The 21,034-nt window shown below is 55.0% G+C and carries 26 protein-coding genes; 13 read left to right on the top strand and 13 right to left on the bottom strand.

Features of this window, described 5'->3' with window-relative positions:
• From gspM to gspG, 4 genes are all read right to left on the bottom strand, one after another.
• On the bottom strand, positions 1–486 hold a 486-nt coding region (gene gspM / locus AB4N44_RS29810; protein WP_460158154.1), incomplete at its 3' end, for a type II secretion system protein GspM.
• On the bottom strand, positions 479–1,657 hold the full coding sequence (gene gspL, locus AB4N44_RS29805; protein WP_460110807.1) for a type II secretion system protein GspL: 1,179 nt from the start codon (positions 1,655–1,657) through the stop codon (positions 479–481). The genes gspM and gspL, both read right to left, overlap by 8 nt.
• Positions 1,654–2,613: a type II secretion system minor pseudopilin GspK gene (gene gspK, locus AB4N44_RS29800; protein WP_460110809.1), complete on the bottom strand. Its 960-nt coding sequence runs from the start codon at positions 2,611–2,613 to the stop codon at positions 1,654–1,656. The genes gspL and gspK overlap by 4 nt, the downstream gene beginning before the upstream one ends.
• A gap of 8 nt (positions 2,614–2,621) precedes the next feature.
• Positions 2,622–3,080: a type II secretion system major pseudopilin GspG gene (gspG, locus tag AB4N44_RS29795; protein WP_460110810.1), complete on the bottom strand. Its 459-nt coding sequence runs from the start codon at positions 3,078–3,080 to the stop codon at positions 2,622–2,624.
• A 147-nt stretch (positions 3,081–3,227) separates the two neighbouring features.
• On the opposite strand from gspG, the gene gspI reads away from it, so the two are divergent.
• On the top strand, positions 3,228–3,614 hold the full coding sequence (gene gspI, locus AB4N44_RS29790) for a type II secretion system minor pseudopilin GspI (protein ID WP_150751986.1): 387 nt from the start codon (positions 3,228–3,230) through the stop codon (positions 3,612–3,614).
• Between the two features lie 455 nt (positions 3,615–4,069).
• Here the strand turns inward: gspI and AB4N44_RS29785 are convergent, their stop codons facing one another.
• Entirely contained in the window at positions 4,070–4,528 is a 459-nt protein-coding gene (locus AB4N44_RS29785) for a winged helix-turn-helix transcriptional regulator (protein WP_460158153.1), read from the bottom strand.
• A gap of 96 nt (positions 4,529–4,624) precedes the next feature.
• On the opposite strand from AB4N44_RS29785, the gene AB4N44_RS29780 reads away from it, so the two are divergent.
• The gene (locus AB4N44_RS29780; RefSeq protein ID WP_460110812.1) at positions 4,625–5,566 is read left to right on the top strand and encodes an aromatic alcohol reductase; all 942 of its coding nucleotides are present in this window, start codon (positions 4,625–4,627) and stop codon (positions 5,564–5,566) included.
• Between the two features lie 176 nt (positions 5,567–5,742).
• Here AB4N44_RS29780 and AB4N44_RS29775 read toward each other — a convergent pair whose 3' ends face one another.
• Positions 5,743–6,102: a DUF6124 family protein gene (locus tag AB4N44_RS29775; RefSeq protein ID WP_150751980.1), complete on the bottom strand. Its 360-nt coding sequence runs from the start codon at positions 6,100–6,102 to the stop codon at positions 5,743–5,745.
• 652 nt (positions 6,103–6,754) lie between these two features.
• Here AB4N44_RS29775 and AB4N44_RS29770 point away from each other — a divergent pair.
• Both AB4N44_RS29770 and AB4N44_RS29765 read left to right on the top strand, forming a co-directional pair.
• The gene (locus tag AB4N44_RS29770; protein ID WP_460110815.1) at positions 6,755–7,228 is read left to right on the top strand and encodes a hypothetical protein; all 474 of its coding nucleotides are present in this window, start codon (positions 6,755–6,757) and stop codon (positions 7,226–7,228) included.
• Positions 7,229–7,398: 170 nt separating this feature from the next.
• On the top strand, positions 7,399–7,788 hold the full coding sequence (locus tag AB4N44_RS29765) for a hypothetical protein (RefSeq protein WP_460110817.1): 390 nt from the start codon (positions 7,399–7,401) through the stop codon (positions 7,786–7,788).
• A 157-nt stretch (positions 7,789–7,945) separates the two neighbouring features.
• Here AB4N44_RS29765 and AB4N44_RS29760 read toward each other — a convergent pair whose 3' ends face one another.
• Positions 7,946–8,305 (bottom strand): DUF6124 family protein, encoded by a 360-nt coding sequence (locus tag AB4N44_RS29760; protein ID WP_008087957.1) that lies wholly within the window; start codon positions 8,303–8,305, stop codon positions 7,946–7,948.
• A gap of 726 nt (positions 8,306–9,031) precedes the next feature.
• Between AB4N44_RS29760 and AB4N44_RS29755 the strand changes: the two genes are divergently transcribed.
• From AB4N44_RS29755 to AB4N44_RS29740, 4 genes are all read left to right on the top strand, one after another.
• Entirely contained in the window at positions 9,032–10,069 is a 1,038-nt protein-coding gene (locus tag AB4N44_RS29755; RefSeq protein WP_460110818.1) for an SIR2 family protein, read from the top strand.
• The gene (locus AB4N44_RS29750) at positions 10,066–11,811 is read left to right on the top strand and encodes an ATP-binding protein (protein WP_460110820.1); all 1,746 of its coding nucleotides are present in this window, start codon (positions 10,066–10,068) and stop codon (positions 11,809–11,811) included. Before AB4N44_RS29755 ends, AB4N44_RS29750 begins: the two co-directional genes overlap by 4 nt.
• A gap of 165 nt (positions 11,812–11,976) precedes the next feature.
• Positions 11,977–13,107 (top strand): hypothetical protein, encoded by a 1,131-nt coding sequence (locus AB4N44_RS29745; RefSeq protein WP_460158152.1) that lies wholly within the window; start codon positions 11,977–11,979, stop codon positions 13,105–13,107.
• A gap of 209 nt (positions 13,108–13,316) precedes the next feature.
• Positions 13,317–14,591 (top strand): hypothetical protein, encoded by a 1,275-nt coding sequence (locus tag AB4N44_RS29740; protein ID WP_460110824.1) that lies wholly within the window; start codon positions 13,317–13,319, stop codon positions 14,589–14,591.
• A gap of 291 nt (positions 14,592–14,882) precedes the next feature.
• On the opposite strand, the gene AB4N44_RS29735 is transcribed toward AB4N44_RS29740, so the two are convergent.
• Positions 14,883–15,314, bottom strand: coding sequence for a type II secretion system protein N (locus AB4N44_RS29735; RefSeq protein WP_460110825.1), 432 nt, complete (start codon positions 15,312–15,314; stop codon positions 14,883–14,885).
• 118 nt (positions 15,315–15,432) lie between these two features.
• On the opposite strand from AB4N44_RS29735, the gene AB4N44_RS29730 reads away from it, so the two are divergent.
• Both AB4N44_RS29730 and AB4N44_RS29725 read left to right on the top strand, forming a co-directional pair.
• On the top strand, positions 15,433–15,537 hold the full coding sequence (locus AB4N44_RS29730; RefSeq protein WP_460110827.1) for a prepilin-type N-terminal cleavage/methylation domain-containing protein: 105 nt from the start codon (positions 15,433–15,435) through the stop codon (positions 15,535–15,537).
• A 24-nt stretch (positions 15,538–15,561) separates the two neighbouring features.
• On the top strand, positions 15,562–15,699 hold the full coding sequence (locus AB4N44_RS29725) for a hypothetical protein (protein WP_460110828.1): 138 nt from the start codon (positions 15,562–15,564) through the stop codon (positions 15,697–15,699).
• 60 nt (positions 15,700–15,759) lie between these two features.
• Here AB4N44_RS29725 and AB4N44_RS29720 read toward each other — a convergent pair whose 3' ends face one another.
• The gene (locus AB4N44_RS29720) at positions 15,760–16,068 is read right to left on the bottom strand and encodes a hypothetical protein (protein ID WP_460110829.1); all 309 of its coding nucleotides are present in this window, start codon (positions 16,066–16,068) and stop codon (positions 15,760–15,762) included.
• A 128-nt stretch (positions 16,069–16,196) separates the two neighbouring features.
• Entirely contained in the window at positions 16,197–16,361 is a 165-nt protein-coding gene (locus AB4N44_RS29715) for a hypothetical protein (RefSeq protein ID WP_191630271.1), read from the bottom strand.
• 120 nt (positions 16,362–16,481) lie between these two features.
• Between AB4N44_RS29715 and gspH the strand changes: the two genes are divergently transcribed.
• Both gspH and AB4N44_RS29705 read left to right on the top strand, forming a co-directional pair.
• The gene (gene gspH, locus AB4N44_RS29710; protein WP_460110831.1) at positions 16,482–16,928 is read left to right on the top strand and encodes a type II secretion system minor pseudopilin GspH; all 447 of its coding nucleotides are present in this window, start codon (positions 16,482–16,484) and stop codon (positions 16,926–16,928) included.
• Positions 16,925–17,533, top strand: a complete 609-nt coding sequence (locus tag AB4N44_RS29705; protein ID WP_008087982.1) for a prepilin-type N-terminal cleavage/methylation domain-containing protein — start codon at positions 16,925–16,927, stop codon at positions 17,531–17,533. The genes gspH and AB4N44_RS29705 overlap by 4 nt, the downstream gene beginning before the upstream one ends.
• Before the next feature lie 777 nt (positions 17,534–18,310).
• On the opposite strand, the gene AB4N44_RS29700 is transcribed toward AB4N44_RS29705, so the two are convergent.
• From AB4N44_RS29700 to AB4N44_RS29690, 3 genes are read right to left on the bottom strand one after another with little or no spacing between them, the layout of a single operon-like run.
• Positions 18,311–19,249, bottom strand: a complete 939-nt coding sequence (locus AB4N44_RS29700) for a FecR family protein (protein ID WP_460110833.1) — start codon at positions 19,247–19,249, stop codon at positions 18,311–18,313.
• Between the two features lie 31 nt (positions 19,250–19,280).
• Complete coding sequence (locus tag AB4N44_RS29695) at positions 19,281–19,832, bottom strand: RNA polymerase sigma factor (protein ID WP_007913935.1); 552 nt, start codon at positions 19,830–19,832, stop codon at positions 19,281–19,283.
• Positions 19,829–20,494 (bottom strand): STN domain-containing protein, encoded by a 666-nt coding sequence (locus AB4N44_RS29690; protein ID WP_460111663.1) that lies wholly within the window; start codon positions 20,492–20,494, stop codon positions 19,829–19,831. Before AB4N44_RS29690 ends, AB4N44_RS29695 begins: the two co-directional genes overlap by 4 nt.
• A 207-nt stretch (positions 20,495–20,701) precedes the next feature.
• On the opposite strand from AB4N44_RS29690, the gene AB4N44_RS29685 reads away from it, so the two are divergent.
• Entirely contained in the window at positions 20,702–21,016 is a 315-nt protein-coding gene (locus AB4N44_RS29685; protein ID WP_460110835.1) for a hypothetical protein, read from the top strand.
• Positions 21,017–21,034 lie beyond the last annotated feature (18 nt).

Genomic DNA, 21,034 nt, shown 5'->3' with positions numbered 1-21,034 from the left:
GGTGACTTCGGTCGAGGGGTTGTCTGCGCGTTGCAAACGGGCCTCGACCACTTGCAGAGAAAGTTGTGCCGGGTTGCTCAACAGCCAGTCGAGCACCGCGTCGGCCGGCGCCGCGTCGAAGGTCAACTGCCAGGCGCCCGCGTCCCCGGCTTGCAACTGATAATGCCCGGCGAGGCCGCTGGCCTGCAGGGTCTGCTCCAGCGACTGCGCCACGCTTTGCCCGGCGGGACGCACGCTGACCTCGCGCAGCAATACTTCCAACGCTTCGGTCTGGGCGCGCAGCTTTGGCGTCTCGGTTTCCCAATAAGCGATTTTCTTCAGCGGTGGCTGGATCAGCGCAACCCACAACAGCAGGCCGATCAGCGCTACAGCCATGCCGCCAACCATGCGTTTTTCACGCAGCGCCAACGGCTGCCAACGGGCCTGCACCTGAGCGTTAAAGCGTTGCCACTTGGCGCGATAGAGCGCGAGCGAGGCCTTATTCATCTTCTTCCGCTCCGCCGCTGTCGTCGCTTTCACTTGAGGTGGCTTCAGTGGCCGGATGCAAGGTCCAGCCCTCGTCATCTGCGGTAACGCTGATACCGGCCTGGGCCAAGGTGCTTTGCCACTCCTGATCATTGCCGCCGCGACGGGCTTCACTCAGCAGACTCAGTTGCAAGACGCCGTCGACAAACGCCAACCGCTCAACACTGCCGGCCATCGACGGCATGCCGCTGCCGGCCTGCAACACCAGACGATTGAAAGTCTGCGCCGGATCATCCGCCGCGCCCTTCTGCCGCGCCGCTAGTTGCTGACGAGCCTGTTGCAACGGGTTGAGGATCACCGGCAACTCGGGGAACGCCTGCTTTACCCGCAGGTTCATCTGGGTTTTCAGTTGCTGGCCCTGCCCGGCTTCGCGGGCGGCATACAGGTTCAAACCGATCACCCAAATGGCCACGGCCAACGCTGACAGGGCGATCGCCCTGCCCCAGCCGTGATGCTCGGTGTTTTGCGTTTGCACGGCGCCATGCAGACCCCAACCGGGCAACGGCCCAGTCCAACGCTGCGCATCGCTCATCGGCAATTCGGCGCCCGGCGGCGGTTGCTCACCGATCCAATGCAACGTGCTGCCCGGTTCCCACATAACACCGTCGAAACCGTCATCGAACAACGGCTGCACCCGCGCCGCTTGCACGCTATCGCGCAGCAACAAATGCCCGTCCTGCACGCAAGCGACGGTGCCGGGCAACACCGGCAAACAGTACGGCGCCGGGTAGAGACCGCGCAGGTTCAGCCCAGCGCTTTTCAGCAACTGGCCAAAACCTAATAACTGTTGTCGAGGCGCCCAAGCGATCTGCACCTGCCCGGCCTCATCCCGCGAGCTGTGCGCGATATGCATCGCGCTGCTGTCGCCAAGCATCAAGGCCTGCGCCGCACACTGCACCGCCGCGACAATCTTGTTGGCGGGCAACGGCGGTAAATCGAGACTCGCCAACAGGCTGTCAGCCGGGTGCAGAAAACACACCAGCGGCGGCAGTTTCGCCTGCTTGCTCAACTGGCTCAGACTGTGGCGTTCTTCCCGCGTGACCTGACCCTGCCGATCCAGCCAGGCGCAGTGCAATTGACTGTGTAGATCCAGTTCCGCCAAAGGCGGCAACGCCACTTTCAACTGGCTCATACGCCCACCCGCGACCAGATCACCTGCGGTAAGCGGTCCTGACTGCGATGCAACAACGCCTCAAGACTGACCCGCCGCTGATCACGCCGCGCCTCACCGCGCAGGCGAAACCAGTCACTGGTGATGCCGACCTTGACGCTGGTCAGCTCCAGTTGCGGCATGCGCAAGCGGTTAACGAAGTCGCCACGGTTGATAAACCAGCGCCCGGCATCGCGCTCGGCAATCAGCGCATTGGCACGCTCCAGCGACAGCCCCGGCACGTAAGCGGCTAAAACCGGCGCGGTGGCAGTGTTGCCATTGAGCCAAGTCGTCGCGGGGATCACCGTCAGGTACGGCGCCAGTTTGCCGATCAGCGCCTCATTCACGCCGTCGACACTGCGCAGATCATCAATGCTGCGCAGCATCGGCAACGTCGGATTTTGCGGTTTGCGTGAAGCGTTGGGCGAGGTGGCGCGACCACTGTCGAAACCACTTTTCGGCGCCTCGGCTATCTGCGGATTCAGCAGTCGTGGGTAGGACGCAATCACCCGCTGACTGATGCGCTGACTCAACCCGGCACTGACTCCGATCAACTCGCACAAACGCTGAAACGCCGCGACCTGCGCCTCATCAACCCGCTCGTTGGCCACCAGGTTGCGCAAGTTGAACTTGCCCTGCTCATCCTCCAGTCGCCCCTCAAAACCTTGCGCGGAGAGACGCTGCGCCCACGGCTGATCGAGCCGGGTCAACGGATCGCGCTGACGTGCGTCCCAGAGCAATTGACGGCTGATCTCCAACCCACCCAGCACCCGCCAACGCCCCTGCACACGCTGCTGATCCGCCTCCAGCGCCCGGGTCGACACGCTCTGACGCGTCAACATGCCCGCCGCAATCACCGCCACCACGGCCGCAATCAACAACGCGCTGATAATCGCCATGCCCTGTTGCTTCGCCCCCTCAGGCGAGCGGCTGTTCATGGCCGGCCTTACAACTGCCAGGAACCGATATCGGCATTCACGCCGTCGCCGTCCGGCTGACCGTCGGCACCGAGGGAAAAGATGTCGATCTCGCCATTGGCGCCAGGGTTGAGGTACTGATAAGGACGCCCCCACGGATCGTTCGGCAAGCGCTCCAGGTACGAGCGCCAATTGCTGTTCTTCGCATCCGCCGGCCGCTCCACCAACACCTTCAGGCCCTGGTTCATGCTCGGGTAAGTGCCGTGATCGAGGCGATACAACTTCAACGCCTGCATCAACCCACCAATATCCTGCTTCGCCGCCGTCGCCCGCGCCTGATCCGGCCGGTCGAGCACTTTCGGCACCACCATCGCCGCAAGAATCCCCAGAATCACCACGACCACCATGATCTCTATCAGGGTAAAACCCTGCTGCCCACGCCGCGTGCGCATCGGTTGCTGAAGCGATTTGAAAGGTGCGATATCCATCTCGACATTCCCTGGCTTGATTCGATTCGACGCGCAGTGTTGCAAGAAGATATGTCAGTGATGTTGAAAATCCTCGGGTGTTTTCGTCGTCAAGCCGTCAAGGACGCGGGTTAGCGTCGAGGGCTGGGTTTTGGCTTTGGGCCACTTATGCGTGTGCGTTCGCGGGAAGAGGGTTTCACGTTGATTGAAGTGCTGGTGGCGCTGGCGATTATTGCCGTGGCGATGTCGGCGGCTGTGCGGGTGGCGGGATTGATGACGCAGAGTAGTGGGATTTTAAGGGATCGGTCGGTGGCGATGATTGCGGCGCAGAGTCGGATGGCGGAGTTGCGACTGGAAGGGAAGTTGCCGATGGGGATGAAAGCGCAGGAATGTGATCAGGGCCGGCTATTACTGCGCTGTGAACAGGTGATTAGCGCAGCCGAAAACGGCCGCTTACTCAAGATTGGTATCCAGGTATTCGACCGCAATCAGGATGCGCCGCCGTTGGCCAGGCTTGAGACTTTGTTGTCCCGAACGGAAAGCCCCTCACCCTAGCCCTCCCGAAACGTCGGACCGCCCAGAGGTAGAGGGAACCGATTCGGGAATATTCGAGAGCTACACCGACTTGAACGTCTTTCATTGAATCCAAAATGGCCAAGCTCACAAAGCCAAATCGAAGCCCTTTCACCAAAGCCATAATCACCAAGATCTTCGAGGTCGACGTACCCCGCAAGACACCTCGGTCGGCCCCCTCTCCCTCCGGGGGAGGGCTACAGTGAGGGCCGCTTCTACTCGCAACCCCAGAATCACCAAAACCATAATCGCCAAGGCCCTTCACCAAAACCATAATCACCAAAATCTTCCAGGTCGATGTACCCCGCAAGACACCTCGGTCGGCCCCCTCTCCCTCCGGGAGAGGGCTGGGGTGAGGGCCGCTTCTAATCGCAAGCCCCCAAACCCGGCAACAGACTGGCAACGTTCCAGGCAATGGTCTGAACCAAAGCAACCAATCAATCAGCCCCATCCAAATTAACCAGCCCCACCACCGGAACCTGCCACGAAGGCTTTTTCCCACTCTGACCATCAAACGCACGACGCGCCTCGCGAAAATCATCGACGTGCTCCACAACCCACGTCCAAATCGGCGACATGCGAACCAACAACTCCATACCCAACGCCGTCAGCTCGTACTCGACATGGGGCGGCACTTGATCCAACTCCCGCCGTATCAGCAGACCATCGCGTTCCAGCGCGCGCAGTGTCTTGGTCAACATGCGCTGAGTCACGCCCGTCATCTGCCGTTTGATCTCGGCATGACGCATCGTGCCGTACACACCCAAGGCATGCAGGATACCCAGTGACCAGCGGCTACCGGCGTGCGCCAGGACTTCGCGTCGCACGCCATCTTCGTCTCGTCTTAGCGTCTGGCAGATCGCTTCTGCCTGGCTAATGATTTCCTCATCGGTCATGTGTCCCCCTGGTATCACGCGTGTGCCTTCTTCTGAGCGCTGCGCAATCGTGCCAGCATCGACAAATCATACAGACGACGAATCTCAGGAAACATCATGACCGCAGCGACCCACCCTTCCCCACAATCCATTCTCGTACTCGGCGCCGGCGAACTCGGCCTGCCGGTGCTGCGCAATCTTGCGCGGGTAGCAAAACGCTCGCCCGGCAGCACCATCAGCGTCCTGCTCAGGGATTCGACCATCAACACGCAAGTCCCTGAGAAAAAGCGGGAAATCGATGAACTGCGCAGCCTGGGTATCCAGATGGTCGCTGCAGACCTGGTTAACGATTCCATCGATCAACTGGCCGAAGTGTTCGCAGCATTCGACACCGTCATAGGCTGCGCAGGCATGGTCGCGGGCCGGGAAACGCCGATGAAACTGGCGACAGCAGCGCTCAGGTCCGGCGTGAAGCGCTATTTCCCCTGGCAGTTTGGCGTCGATTTCGAAGTGATTGGCCGGGGTAGCCCGCAGGATTTGTTCGATGCGCAACTCGACGTGCGCGAGTTGCTCCGCGCCCAGGATCAAACCGAATGGGTGATCATCTCGACCGGCATGTTTACCAGTTTTCTGTTCGAGCCGGTATTCGAGGTCGTCGACTTTGAGAACGACACCGTCAACGCCTTGGGCAGCCTGGAAACCAGCGTGACGCTCACGACACCCGAGGACATCGGCAAGCTGACAGCGGACATCGTTTTCTTCGAACCGCGCTTTCGCAATGAGATCGTGTACCTGTCTGGCGACACGGTGACCTATGGACAAGTGGCGAGCCTGCTTGAACGTGTGCTGGGGCGTCCGTTCAAGCGTAACGTCTGGACGGTTCCGTACCTGATGCAGGAACTGGAAAAAGACCCCACTCACCACATCAAAAAATACCGCGCCGTATTTGCCCAAGGCAGAGGCGTGTCGTGGCCTAAAGCGGGGACTTTCAACGAACAGCAGTCGATTCAGGTCACTACGGCTGAACAGTGGGCTCGGGACAACCTGGCAGTCGATTGACGCAGAGAAAGCCCCCCACTCGCAGGTACAGAAACTCGTAGGTCTCTCGACATTTATCGCGGCTGAAGAGCCAGCACACTCCCACCTTGGAACACACTCAAAGGTGGGAGCGAGCCTGCTCGCGAAGGCGCCAGAATGAACACCCGATTAATCACCAGGTGATCCCAGCACCCGCATCACTCCGGCAATTGCAAATTATCCAACGCCCGATTCACCGCCAACTCCCCGAGCATGATCAACTGCGCAATCCCCGCCAGCGCATGGCGCTGCGATGCCGGCAACAGGCTGGAGACGTTCTGGGCGATGGTTTTGGCCGAAGCGAGTGTTGCACTGGCATCGACCAGCAGTTCTTCGGTTTTATTGTCCGCCGTCACGGCGTACATCCCACGGTTTTTACGTGAGGGCGGCGTGGAACCGGGTGGACAGAGGTAATGGTCGAGCGCACGGTCGGCGGCTTCGTGGAGTTTTCTGGAATCGATGGATTCGTAGGGGGAAAGCGAGACGGTTTCGGGCGGGTTGGGTGTTGGTTTGATCATGGTAAAGCTCCTTGATGACTGGAGCCGCCACCGTTCGCGGTCAAACAAACTGGGTGGCAGCTGTACGCGGGTTGACCGACCGGACATCAAGGATTCCGGCACACCCGAAGGTGTCCCACGCACAGCCACCGCGACATGATTTCAGACAATGCCTGAACACGTGCAGAACGCTGGCGCGCCTTGATGTTGGGCGGACGGTCAAATCCGATCGCTGATTCGTCAGCGACCGCACCACAATAGAACCCGCCCCCAAGGCGCACAAGCCGGCGGATTCTGGCGTAGCTGTAGGCAAAGGCGCAAGGATATGTAGCCTGAGAGAGTGTCTGGAGATGTCTTTTTAAACGTTGGTGTTTATCGGGAACGAATCCCGTAACAGCTCTCGGAATAGATCCGTCCACATCCCTAGTGAAATGCTCAACCTCGCAGCCCATCGAAACCCCGCTCGCCGCAAAACCGTGCTCCTCTGCCTCTGGCCCTCTACCCTTCTGACTGTCCAGCGACTGAATTACCGGAAGTGGTCAGGATGACTATGCTGTTGACTTACCTAGCTGAAAAAATAGTCAGGCACTGCCAATACCGAGGTTGATGCATAGAACGCAAAATACCGATCTGACATCAAATCGACCTGGCAAATAACGCAACGGAGTGCGAGATGAAAGTCATCGCTTTTTTAGCCATTTACCTCGCAGGTGGGGTTGCCCTGTTTCCTTTCCTCGACCTCGTGCGTCCCGTAGGTGTTTTTCTCGACCATTTCTATTCACAAATTTTCCTGGGTTTCGGCGCTGACGTAGCAGAACGCCTAAGCCTGAGCTTTATCTACGCAAGTCTGTTTCATCTGGTGTGGTCGGCCTTATTTTCTGAGTCTGCAAAAAGCTGGGTATCCACGATTAACTTCAGAGACCTTTGCTATCTCGCCTTACGATGTCTGAGTTTTTTTTGCGCCAGCCTGATAAGTCTCGGGCTGGTTGGAATAACCAGCCAAAAAGTGCCCCGTACGGACTTTCATCAATATTTCACTTTTTTGGTGATCTGCATGCTTCTGGGTCTTTGGGCGTGGTCGCTCAAGGATCTTCTGGTGGCAGCCTTTCATTGCACCGGAAGAAGAATCACAGGAACGACTAAATAAAAGCAGGCAATAGCCCAAGTCACTTTCACTAGGCTCGGCGCTAGGCCGAAAGCAGCAATAAGGGAGGCAGCACGTCCCGAAGGGCTGGCACCAAGAATCACCATCCTCCGCAACCTCATACCGAGGATACGGAGTTTTTGTCGAGCTAAAATCGGCTATAGGAACTGTAATTGAAGGCCTCGACCCTCGTATTTTTCGCACTTTATTGCACGGGTATCAGCGCAGCGTTTGCCGATGACTCACAGGCGCCAAACGACATGCACGGGCCAGCAGGCATCGTCGTCGGCGAGCATTTGGCTGCGGCCAAATCCAAGCTAGTCAAACAAGGCTGGAAACCGACGCTGATGCATAGTAACGACGGCTATGAATACAGTGGCGTGGAGAAGGAGCTGGCTACACGCAAGTTCTTCGAACTGGATACCTGCTCGTTTGATAGCTCGCGCTGCATCTTGTACTACGCGAAGAAAGGAACTTGCCTACGCGTCGATACCATCGGAGAGCAGTTCAATGACATGACGGTGACGCGATGGACCCGCGAATGTCCTGAAGCGCCTCAATAACCACACGAAGACAACGCGGTAATAATCGACTGCTCCCGCAGGTTTCAGCGTCGTACACAACATCTGCAATCAGCATAAAACCCTGTGGGAGCGAGCCTGCTCGCGAAGGCGCCAGAATGAACACCCGATCAATCACCAGGTGATCCCGGCACCCGCATCACTCCGGCAATTGCAAATTATCCAACGCCCGATTCACCGCCAACTCCCCGAGCATGATCAACTGCGCAATCCCCGCCAGCGCATGGCGCTGCGATGCCGGCAAAAGGCTGGAGACGTTCTGGGCGATGGTTTTGGCCGAAGCGAGTGTTGCACTGGCATCGACCAGCAGTTCTTCGGTTTTGTTGTCCGCCGTCACGGCGTACATCCCACGGTTTTTACGTGGAGGCGGCGTGGAGCCGGGTGGACAGAGGTAATGGTCGAGCGCGCGGTCGGCGGCTTCGTGGAGTTTTTTGGAATCGATAGATTCGTAGGGGGAAACCGAGGCGGTTTCAGGCGGGTTGGGTGTTGGTTTGATCATGGTGAAGCTCCTATTAGAGTGGAGCCGCCATAACTGTCGCTAAACAGAAAGGTGGCGGCTGTACGCAGGTTAGCGAACCGGTTATAGGCACCCGGCAGACCCGAGGGTCTCCCGCATACAGCCACCATAGCGGAGTCGCAGACATTGAATCTGCGACAAAGCATGGAGCGCTGATGCACCTATTACAAAAAAGTCGAGTCGCTAAACCCGATCACTGAATCATCAGCGACCGCACCACAATAGAACCCGCCCCCAAGGCGCACAAGCCGGCGGATTCTGGCGTAGCTGTAGGCAAAGGCGCAAGGATATGTAGCCTGAGAGAGTGTCTGGAGATGTCTTTTTAAACGTTGGTGTTTATCGAGGCTTCATTGCATCACTTCCCCCCATAAACAGCACCGCCCCTCAATGCTCGGCCGAAATATTCGATAACTTAACCACCACACTGGATCTCGTACACCGCAGAGGGGGACTAAAAATCACCAGGGGTGTGCTGAGAGCTCGCATTGAATCAAGCGTTGGATCGTGTCGAGGCCAAGACGTAAGCGCATAACCTCAGCAATACAACGAGCGGCTAGAAAACTAGTCGGAGGCCTCCGACTTGATGGAAACCTCGACCGAATGAACAGCTTCATTTTTTTCTAACACATCTCTTACCTGAGCTGTTGAATATACTGGCCCACGTGCTACCTTTCTTGTGCTACGGCGCAATGGTATGGGTAAGGGCACATGGAACTAGGTGCGTTGAAGAAGCGGCTCCAGCAACACCTTGGTGACGGGCTTGTATTAGTAATTGGTTCTGGATTGTCTTGTGCCGAAGGCGTACCCGGGATGGGGCCGCTTGGGCAGCATCTTGTCACGCATATTCCTGCGAGCCTTTCTCCCGACGACAACACACTTTGGAAACAGATTTATCCCCTCATAGAATCCGATGGATTGGAGGCGGCTTTGCTGAAATATGCCCCCACTCCCTCCCTCGAGGCGGCCATTGTACAAAGCACGGCTGATTTTATTGCTCTCGCTGAAGCAGGCATCATTTCTGAAGTTTTCAATAATACTAGGACGCTTCGCTTAACCCATCTCATTCCACATCTATTGAAGCCAGACACCGGCATACCAATTGTCACAACCAACTATGATCGACTTGTCGAGATTGCATGCGAGGAGGCGAAGCTAGGTGTTGATACGATGTTCAGTGGCCATTTTGCAGCGAAGCTTGATCCACAGGATAGCTACTGGAGTTTCTGCCGCGGCGTTAAGCTAGCGGGGAAGAATGTACGTTATAAATTCGCGTCGAAAGCGAATGTTTTCAAACCCCACGGTAGCCTCGATTGGTACTACCGCGAAGGCAATCCAGTTCGTTACGCTGGATCATTACCACTTCCCCGGCTCATCATTACACCAGGCTTGAACAAATTTCGGAGCGGTTACGACAGCCCGTTCGACAAGCATCGCGAAAAAGCGAACGATGCCATCGATAAAGCGCGAAACTTCCTAATCATCGGTTACGGTTTCAATGACGATCACTTGGAAACCCATCTCACTCCTCGAATAAAGTCCGGCGTGAATACGGTTATTTTGACACATTGGCTATCTCCTAAAGCCCGGAAGATAGCTACAGAGAACAAGCACGTAATTGCCGCCGAGTATCACAGAGAGGGAGAAAATATTGGTACTCGTTTCATAACTGATGGCACTGAAAAGTTTTATCCCGATATTAACTACTGGGACCTTGATGGATTTGTGAAAGGAGTACTATCTGCATGAATGGTTCAGCTCTTGAGTTTAAGGACAACGATCAAATTGGACGCGTGGCTGGTGTCGACACCAGCCGTGTAGCCATTGATGTCACAAACTCCGACATGTTGACCCGCGTTGGCATTGGGCAACTCATCGCCATCAAAGGCGTGACGCAGGCAGAATATCTAATCGCTATGGCTGATCGAGTTACCCGCTCGCTCCGCGAGGAACTTCCCGATCCGGCGGATGGTGAGTTCGGAACACTTAGGGTTTCGCCTGCGGATCACATGCAAGCGTTTGTTATCGGCACCTATAGGTCGGTTGATGGTGACAACTTTGACACTTTCAAGCGTGGCGCTGATAGCTTTCCACAGATCGATAGAGAATGTTTCGTTATTGAAGGCGCCAATCTTCAACGGTTCATGGGTATCTTGGGAGCTGGACTTTCCGAGGACGAACGGTTGAAACTAGGCACTTTTGTAGCTGATCGTAGTGCTGAAGCGATTGCGAGTGGCGACAAATTCTTTCAACGGCATGCGGCAATTCTGGGTAGCACTGGATCGGGTAAAAGCTGGGCAGTCGCTCTCATACTCGAAAGGGCTGCCAAGCTAAAGTTTCCCAACATTGTGGTATTCGACATGCATGGCGAATACCAACCGCTTTCGGACAAAAGCAACGGTGGATTCGCAGAGCGGTTTCGCATTGCTGGACCTGGTGACTTAACCGCGCCGAAGGACGATGCACTGTTCCTTCCATACTGGCTGCTAAACCGTGATGAAATGCTGTCGATGGTCTTGGATCGGAGTGATCAAAACGCTCCCAACCAAGCTTCTCGCTTCACTCGCCACGTTCGTGAGTTAAAAGCTGCCACTCTGGACGCTTCAGGTAAGGCCAAGGTCAAAGAGACTTTCACGGTCGACTCGCCGATTCCCTATAACGTTTCAGACTTGGTCGCTAGATTGAAGGTCGACAATACGACGAAAGGAGTCGGGGCAAAAGGTGCCGCGGTAAAGGGAGAGTGGGAAGATAAACTGACCCGATTCATTTCCCGTCTTGAGGCGAAACTTGATGATCGCCGCTACGGCTTTATGTTTTCTCCGCCTCCAGAGTCATTGGATTACGGATGGCTTGCAGCGCAGATCGTGAAACTGCTTCGCGCCGGTTCAAATAATGGCATTAAGATCATTGACTTCTCTGAGGTCCCGGCCGATGTGCTCCCAGTTGTCACTGGGACACTGGCCCGTCTACTTTACGATGTTCAGTTTTGGATGAATGGTGATGCGCGGACGCCAATCACGCTGCTCTGCGACGAGGCGCATCTTTACCTGCCGGTCAAAGATGACGCCGACGCTGTCCAGCGGCAGGCGTTGTGGTCATTTGAACGTATAGCGAAAGAAGGACGTAAGTACGGCTTTTCATTGCTTGTTGTGAGCCAACGACCGTCTGATGTAAGTCGGACGATTCTCTCCCAGTGCAATAACTTTCTGGCTCTCAGACTTACAAATGATAGCGATCAAAATGTCATCAAAAAACTAATGCCGGATTCATTAGTCGGTTTAACAGCAATGCTACCTTTACTCGACACAGGCGAGGCTCTGCTGCTAGGTGACGCCGTCCTTCTTCCCACTCGAATAAAACTGGATAAGCCTCAAGTAAAACCTGATAGCGCGACGCGAAACTTCTGGAAGGAATGGGGATCGCTGAAACCCAATGAAGAACTGCTTGAGGCCGCAGTCGAATGTTTACGTAGTCAGTCGCGAGCAAATTGAACGACTACAGCAGACTTCGTATAAAAAATCAAAGTGTATCTATTTAAAAAACAGATACACCGCTTCGACCCCAAATTATTAATTAACACATGCGGGCTCAAGCAGTTCGACCACAAATAGTGAAAGTTTTTATTTCAAAACCAAACCAACCGAGGGATGCGGTCGATGAAAATAGATTTATTCAAACAACCTAGCAGTAATAAAAAAAAGCTACACCCTCAATACATACAACTAAAAAACAGTCCAGGCTTCAGGCCCGCCCGAACCATTCTGAGAACAATTCAAAAAAAATTCGCAGATCCAGATGGGAATTTCGTTGAACAGTTTCAGACAACCGGCTTCGATCAACGTACGTTTGAATTATTCCTGAACGAACTATTCAAATCACAAGACATTGAAATAGATAGAACTTATGATCGCCCCGATTTTCTTTTGAGCAAAGGCGACCTAACGATAGCACTAGAAGCGGTAACAGCGAACCCATCAAACAATAGCGGGATTATCCCCTACTCAATATTCCCAGAAACTGATGTCACGAACAGCGACCTAATCGAGTTACATCGTAACGAAATCCCCATACGACTTGGTAGCCCATTATTTTCAAAACTAAAAAAAGAATATTGGAAGCTACCTCAAGTCAATGGAAAACCGTTAGCAATTGCAATTCAAGACTTCAGTCGCCCAGGTTCTTTGACGTCCTCATCGTCTGCGCTTGCTCAATATCTTTATGGTGTTGAATATGAGGCCCTGAAGGACAAATCAGGGGTATTGACTGTTCAGCACAGCTCGATCAAAGAGCATATAAGAGGATCAAAAAAAATCCCATCAGGCTTCTTTAACCTACAAGGTGCGGAAAATATATCCGGAGTTCTTTTTTGCAATACTGGAACAATACCCACATTTAACCGCATTAGCCATGCAGGCAAGGGAAATGATCCAAACTTAAGAATTATCCGATATGGCACATGCTATCGCCATGACAAGAACGCTACCCTGCCCGCACCGTTCATGTACGAAGTGGGCGGATATCAAGACAAAAATGAAACTTGGAATCAGGGAACGATTTTTTTTCACAACCCGAATGCACTAAACCCTATCCCAATCGGTTGGATAGGCGCCTCAGCTGACATGTACTTTAAAGACGGCGAATACATAACAAATTTTCATGATGATTTTCATCCGTACATGTCAATAACAGCCATATTCAACACAAGCGATAACAGAAGAAAAATTGATGAGTACTTAGAAACAGTTTGGAAGTCTCTTACTGAGATTTTCCCTGTGGATCAAACCTAGTGCGAGGTTAAGAATTTTCTCTTTGATGCTCATCACCAGCATTGAATCGCCTGCATGCATTCACAAACGGCTAACACACATATGCCACCCCGTAAGTAGGGAGCAACTCAAAGGAAACGGATTAATTTTATAAAGACTGAAGCCTCGAAAACCTTTTCGATTTTAGGCTCACTTTAAATCAGACTGCTAACCCACTAGAAGGAAAATGTGTGAAATTACGATCAATACTGAAGGCAAAAGTACCAAAATACTTCCGAGACAAAGGGGGTAAATCATTCAACCCATTCCAAAAATACTACGACGGAAACTCAGGAGTTTTCTGCATTGGAAATATCCCCCTTAGAATTAAGCAAGAAGCCTGTTCCATAATCGAAGGCAAATTGGATAGCAAAGTTCGATTCAATGAAAAATACGTTGACGGCTTGGAATTGTCGCGAGATGGCCGAGAAATCTTTGATCGAGCGCTACAAGGTCTTTGTATATATATATCAAAATTAATCGGTGAGGACCGCCGAAAAAAGAATCAACCTCTTTACCCGTGGCAGTGCGCGGTGGTTTTTGTGCCTTCATTAAAGTTCAACGCTTGGGTACGACTATCACAAGATGAAAAAGACAATACCACATTGATCTTCATAAATATCGGAATTCTACTTGAGAATCTTAATAGGATTCACATTTCATATTCGATACCCGGTTTCATGGAACTGTTGTGGCACGACAAACTCGCCCCTGATATACCTTTCAAAGCAAATCCTGGCTATTTAAACACTCTATCATCCAACCCAATATTCAGTGCAATAGCCACAGAAGTAAGCATAAAAGCAGCGATGCTCGTAGTCTTTCATGAATATGCTCATTTTCTAAGAGGGCATATATCGTACTTAAGATCAGAGCTATCTCACTCAGGAGAGATTTACGAAGCGCCTGAAACTGAATCTGAGCAGTCGTTGGACAACACAATTCGTCGAGTCCTTGAAATGGATGCTGATCAAAAAGCTGGAAGCTTCGCTTCCACTTTCTGGCGAATGCTTGATCATCCGGCCGTATCACCAAAAGAATTTCAGAATGAATCTTTCTCGATGGAAGTTATTTCTGCCGTTTTATCAAATAACCTAATACTTGGACAATATGAATTTTCAGATCGATACTACAGCCCGCTCTGGCGAACTCAACACATAATAGAATTTTTCTACAGTGATTTCTTTTACGTCGACAAGGAACTGCCGGAAATAGAGAAGCAACGCAAGCGCGAAAAAATAAGCAATGACATGTTCAAAATTCAACTCAAGCTAGTCTCTGAGCATGAACGTGTTTACAGAATAATGGGATGGGGTGACGGACTTTCTTTCGAACGAGTAGAAAGAGAGATTCATACATTGCTGGGCGAGGATGACGCCATATTAAAAGAGCTGCAGCCAGCACTTACAAAATACATGCCCTTCAATTTTTTTCACCAAAGACCCAAAGGTCAAGTCCAATATTAGCTTTTCAATATACGAGTTAATCTGCACTGGAGCACTCATGAGCATTTAATCAATCACATATTATTTGAAGCCGCATACTGACATACAGTAGTCTGACAAAGTACTGCATTCAGTTTTCGCCGCTTACTGGGGAGAGTGGCAGTTCAGGTTGGAAGCGGACATTCACAACGATCCGCTTCTGACTGAAAATAAACGCAAATTCTCCTTAAATGCCCATTTACTTTTTTTGTCGAGCCACCTGAACTGCAATCCGATTAAGCGGTAAAAATGACTAACCTTTATTTTATAAAATCAGGGTCGAGTCAACCTCGGTAAAACCACCCCATCCTCCAACCTCTCCACCCCCAACCTTACCCTCTCCCCACCCTGCTCAATCACCACCCCATCCCCCTCCACAGCCACCAACTTCACCCCAGGCCCGACCTTCTCCCCCTGCAAAAAACTCCTCGGCGGCCCATCGTTCAGGCTCAGTATCGCCACCGCCCCCCGACTCCCCGCCATCACCCCGCTCACCTTGATATCCATCGGCGCCGTTTGATTGGAAAACCACTGCAACGCCGGGCTATCACTGCGCGCCGCCAGCAATTGCGGGGCCGCTGCCGGGGTGTGGGATTCGGCGGTGGTCAGCAGCAGCGACGACCATGTCGCCACGCCGACCAGCGCTGCGAGCAGCGCGAGTGCCTGAACCATTTGGGGTGGGGAAAAGCGTGCGGTGAAGGTCATGGGTTGAATCTCCTTTTTATCCCTGCTGTCAGCCTACGCGGCAATTCTCTCCGTTTTATTTCACACGCCTTACAGGTTGGCCGTGCACGATGGCGCAGGACGCAAAGGAGCGCGCGCGATGAACAGGCAAGAGGGTTTTACGCTGATCGAGTTGATGGTGGTGCTGGTGTTCTTCGCCGGGGCCGGGTTGAGACGCGGAGCAATGAGCGTTCGATGGGCCTGATTGCGTAGTCCGCATGGCCGAGTTATGCGGTTGTTGCGCTATGAACAGGTCATTGGTGCGGCGGGGAATGGGCGGTCGCTCAAGGTTGGCGTGCGGGTGTTTGACCGTAGTCAGGAGGCACTACCGTTGGCCACACTCGATACCCTGCTGAGCCGCCCATAAAGCTCCTGAGCCTGGCCCTCATATTTAGAAGAGGGGCAGGCCAGGAGCCAATTTTTAAGCTTACTTGTTTGGAACCACGGTGAAGGTCCGAGGCTGGGACACTTCTCCACCAGCGGCCTTGGCTGTAATGCTGTGCACACCTACGCTCAATCTACTCAAGGAAAAGGTCCAGTTCCCCGTTAGATCAACAGCGACTTTACCTTTGAATAAATTGCTATCAAACACTTCAACTTCCTGCTCTGGTTGCGCGTTACCGGCAAGTGTCACGCTGGTCTCGGTGGTTTTAGCGCCATTCGCAATTTCAACGCCGTTGGCTCCTTTGACCGAAGTGATAGTGGGTGCAATTGCATTAGGTTGGGATGTCGACATGGTGAAAACTCCGATAGTGAGATAAATGGGACGGAGTAATTCAACGCTGAAAAACGCAAATGCACACCTGTCAGATCTGACAGGTAGCAGTGTTTTTTCGACGAACGGTCGTCACCACACAGAGACCGTCAGGGCCCGGCCAACACGGGCAACCACGGACCTGCCGGCAACTTATCCAGCACCCGCCGGAGCGTCGCCCTACTCTTTTCTCTCACCAGCGCATTACCCTCCACCGCCAGCAGCGCGAGTGCCTGAACCATTTGTGGTGTGGCAAAACATGCGGTGAAGGTCATGGGTTGAATCTCCTTTTTATCCCTGCTGTCAGCCTACGCGGCAATTCTCTCCGTTTTATTTCACACGCCTTACATGTTGGCCGTGCACGATGGCGCAGGACGCAAAGGAGCGCGCGCGCGATGAACAGGCAACAGGGTTTTACGCTGATCGAGTTGATGGTGGTGCTGGTGATCATCGGCATCGCCAGTGCGGCGATCAGCCTGAGTATCAAGCCGGATCCGTTGCAGTTGCTGCGCAAGGATGCCGAGCGTGTGGCGCAGTTGCTGCAGGTGGCGCAGGCGGAGGCGCGCGCCGATGGTCGGCCGATTGTGTGGGTGAGTGATGCCAAGGGGTTTCGCTTTAGTCGGCGCAGTGACAGTGGCAAGGGGTTTGATCATTTCGCGCAGGATCCGCAGTTGCGGCCGCGTGCCTGGCAGAGTCCGAAGATGGAGGTGCGGGTGGAGCCGAAACAGAGGGTTGTGCTGAACGCTGAGTGGATTAATCCGCCGCTGCAGTTGACGTTGTCGGATGGGGTGAATCGCTTGAGTGTGCTGCGTGATGGCAGCGGAAGGATCAGCCTGCAATGAAGCGCCAGCAAGGGTTTACGTTGATTGAGGTGATGGTCGCGATTTTGTTGATGGCGGTGGTGAGTTTGATTGCCTGGCGGGGGCTGGACAGTGTGACGCGGGCGGACAGTCATTTGCAGGCGAGCAGTGAGCAGAGTGACGGTTTGTTGCGGGCGCTGAATCAGTTGCAGCGGGATGTGGAGATGCGCGCGGGGGTTGAGTTGACTGAGCCGAAGAAGGTTGGGGTGGATGATGAACCGCCGAGCGCACCGCCCGCCCTTACTGTGCGCAGTAGCGACAGTAAGGGGTTTCGGCTGGACATTATTCGTACGGCGGCGGATCAGCCGGGGGCGTTGCAACGGGTGCGGTGGTGGGTAAAGGGCGACACGTTGTATCGGGCGGTGGCTGAGGCGCGGAGTCGGTATCCGTTGCCGGCGCCTGGGAATGGGGTTGCTGTTTTGAGTGATGTCAGTGATGTGCAGGTGCGGGTTTGGGAGGTGGATAAGGGGTGGCGGCAGTTGAGTGGGAATCGGCGGGAGGATCCGTTGGGGTTGGAGATTCGGTTGAGTCGGGGGACGGCGCAGGGGGTGGAGAAGTATCGGCAGGTGATTGGGCCGTTGGAGTGATTTGCTGGCCATGAACTAAATGTGGGAGGGGGTTTGCGACCGAATGTGGTGGGTCAGTCGACATGGTTGTTACTGATAGAACGCTTTCGCGAGCAGGCTCGCTCCCACAATTGGATTGGGGGTAGTCAGTTGGAGGTTGGTTGGCTGTGAGGTCGTCATCGCGAGCAGGCTCACTCCTACAATTGGATTGGGGGTAGTCAGTTGGGGATTGGTTGGCTGTCAGGACGTCTTCGCGAGCAAGCTCGCTCCCACAGTGGGATTGGGTGAGGTCAGTTGGGGATTGGTTGGCTGTGAGGTCGTCATCGCGAGCAGGCTCACTCCTACAATTGGATTGGGTGGAGTCAGTTGGGGATTGGTTGGCTGTTAGGCCGTCTTCGCGAGCAGGCTCGCTCCCACAGTTTTAAATTTGCGTACAACCCAAGCGGCAAAGCCGCCCCACTCAACAGGATGAGCGTTAGCTCGGCTGCAGCTTTTGATCTTGATCCACGGGCGACGTCGGAAGGCTGAGTGGAGGGATTCATCCGGGGGTGGGAGCGCAGCGACCGTTTGGCGCAGCCAAATGCATCGAGAGGAGGTGCAGCGAAGCAAACCGTAGGCGATGCGCCCGAATGGATCCCGGAGCGAAGGAACCCCGAGCCTCAGCGAGCGGGCCGTACGTAGGAGCAAGCGTTTTTTTGCTTACTTTTTTTAGGCGTTTGTAAAAAAAGTGAGTCGCCGTAAGGGCGAAACCCTAAGCAGCCGTTACCGCAGCAACGGATATGTACCCAGTCAAACTCACTAACTCAAAACGACGACGCCGCCGGGTAGTTCGGTGCATTTGACGCCATAGGCATCCCGAATCAGCAGTGCGACGCCGGCGAGTTGGTCGAGGCTGAATCGGGCCTGGACGCGGCGTTGGCCGAGCTCACGATTGAGCAGCAGCAACATGCCGGGGCGGTAGCGGTTGATTTCGTCGATCATCTGGCTGAGGGTCGCGCCGTTGAAGACCAGCACTTGTTGGCGCCAGTTCATTACTGCAGTTGTGTCGACGCTTTGTACGCTGCCAACCTGCCGCGCGTCGTAGGTCACTTGCTGGCCCGGTTCGAGGCGCAGGCTGCGGCCTTCTACGTCGACTTCCACCGCGCCATCGAGGCAGGTCACGCAAACTTGTTGATCGGTATTACGTAGGTTGAAACGCCCCTGACTCGCGCGCAACCACCCTCCCCCAGCCTGCATCGCCAACGGCAACCGCGCGGTCTGCACTTCAACTTCACCACTAACCAACTCAAAACCCTGCACACCGTCAGACACCGCACGCTGATTGATCCGCGTCTGAGTATTCAGCTCCAGGCTCAAACCCTGCGCTGGTTCGAAGCGACGCTGCTGGCCAACTTCAGTGATGTAGTCAGCGCCCAGCCCTTCAAAACCACCAGGAATCGTCCCGCGCACCAGCAAAAACGCAGCCGACGCAGCAATCGCCCCACCGAGAAAAGCACGTCGACCAAACCCGCGTGGCGCCTGCATCTGCTCCACGGCCGGTTGCAGTTGCTGCCACAACCGCTTGGCCTCTTCGAACGCGCGCGCATGTTCGGCGCTCTGCGCGCACCATTCGCGCAATGCGCGGGCATCGGCCACGGTGGCGCGGCCGGAGGTCAGCAGGACCAGCCAGTCGCGGGCTTCGCTGTGCAGATGGTCGGCCGCCGATGGCTCGGCAGGTGTCAGTCGAAAGATGTTCAAACGCGCAGATTCTCAACGAATTGATCGGGCACTATTCAGAAGACGGTTTTCCGGCCCCGCGACCGAACCGCTGAAACACTTTTCTTTCCAGTTTCGCGGCGCAGAAGCCCAATGCAGCTTTGATTTCCTTCTCGACCATGCGCGTAGAAATGCCGAAGCGCTGAGAAATTTCCAAGTGCGGCGCCTCTTCCAGACGCGCCGCGATGAAGATCTTCCGGCGCCGTGCGGGCAGCTCGTACAACGCACTGAGTAGCGACTGGATTTCCTTTTGCCCGCCCACTACCCGCGCCGGGTCGAGGGCTTCGTCACCGATTTGCAGCAGCTCTTCGACTTCCTCGCCGGTGAGCAGGCGCGCATCGGCCTGACGGCGGTCGGCGGCGATGTTCAGGGCCATGCGATAGAGGTAGGCATTGGGCCGCAGGACGTTCGGCGGCGTCTCCATGCGGTCGACGCGCAGGTAGGTTTCGTGCAGCACGTCGTTGGCCAGATCTTCCGAACCGAGACGCCTGCGCAGGCGCACCCGAAAGTCCTCGTAGGACGTCAGGAACAGTTGGACCATCGAACCTTGTCCGGTGTCTTTCATCCCCCGGAAACTCCTTCCCATTTGGTGCATTCCATGCGTTTCCCTGACGACTCCGGTAACAACAGCAACGTGACCGGCTGACGCAAGGCGCTGGGCGTTGGCCGGTCGATTTTGAGGTTGCGAAAACTTTCCACCAGCGCGTTGTCGCGCCGTACATCACCGGTCGAAGTGACCAACCGGTTGTGCTGCACCAAGCCGTCGCGGCCAACCCACACCTGCAACACCGCGCGATAACTGCCCGGCCGGGTCAGCGGCGAGCGGCACAGGTTGCGCTCGATCGCCGCTTGCACCGCAGTCGCGTAATTGCGGTTGACGGCGACGCTCTCCGGCGTCTGTTTTTGCGGCGGCGCCGGTACGTCTTCGACCTGAGCCACTTGCAACGTAAACGCATCGTCGCGGGCATACCGCGCCATCAATCCACTGCCGCCGAGCAATCGACGCAGGGCATCGGCGGCGGTGTATTCACCGTCCACCGCCAGAGAACGTCGGCCGCGACTCAACTGGCTGTCGACCAGCACCGCAACGCCGGTGGCGTGGCTGTACTGATCCAGCGCGTGCGCCAGATCCTGTGCCGGAATGTGCAGCGACATGCGCAGGTCCGCCGGCACCGCGTCGGCCATGGCGTGGCCCGGCGCACAGCCAAGCAGCCACCCCAGACACATCCGGCGCACAAGCCTCGTTGAACGCTGAAAACCGTCCGTGGAATTGCCTCGCTGCACGGCTGACGAATCCTTGGAAATCGTCATCCTGAGGGCTGTTTATGAATCTGGTGTGACGGGCGGTGCAAAAAAACCATCACGGGAATTGCGCACGGCTTGCACTAGACTCACGCCATAGCGCGGCCCCTTTGGGCCGGCCAGGAGGCGAGCATGAAAACACTGTGGCGATTGAGCCTTGGCGGGCTGTTGTTGATGGCGCTGTCGAGCGCTTATGCCGAGCAGCCGCTGGGCTGTGTGGAAGTGACGGTCGGCGGCTACAAGGCGCCGAATTACGATTGTCTGAGCCAGCAGATGGGCAACAACCCGGAAGGTGCTGCGGCGGCGGAGAAGAATCAAGAGGCGCTGAATGTACCGGTGAATAAGCGGCCGCCGAATCAAATTGGGCTGGCGACACCGGCGGCGACCAGCACGCGGATGGGCAATACCTTTGGCACCTCAGTAAAACCACAACGCCCACCGCAATGACACCCCACCGATCGTTCC

The sequence above is a fragment of the Pseudomonas sp. S3_C06 genome (assembly GCF_054667675.1).
The sequence above is the reverse complement of the archived record's forward strand: the minus strand, read 5'-3'. Positions and strand labels throughout refer to the sequence as shown.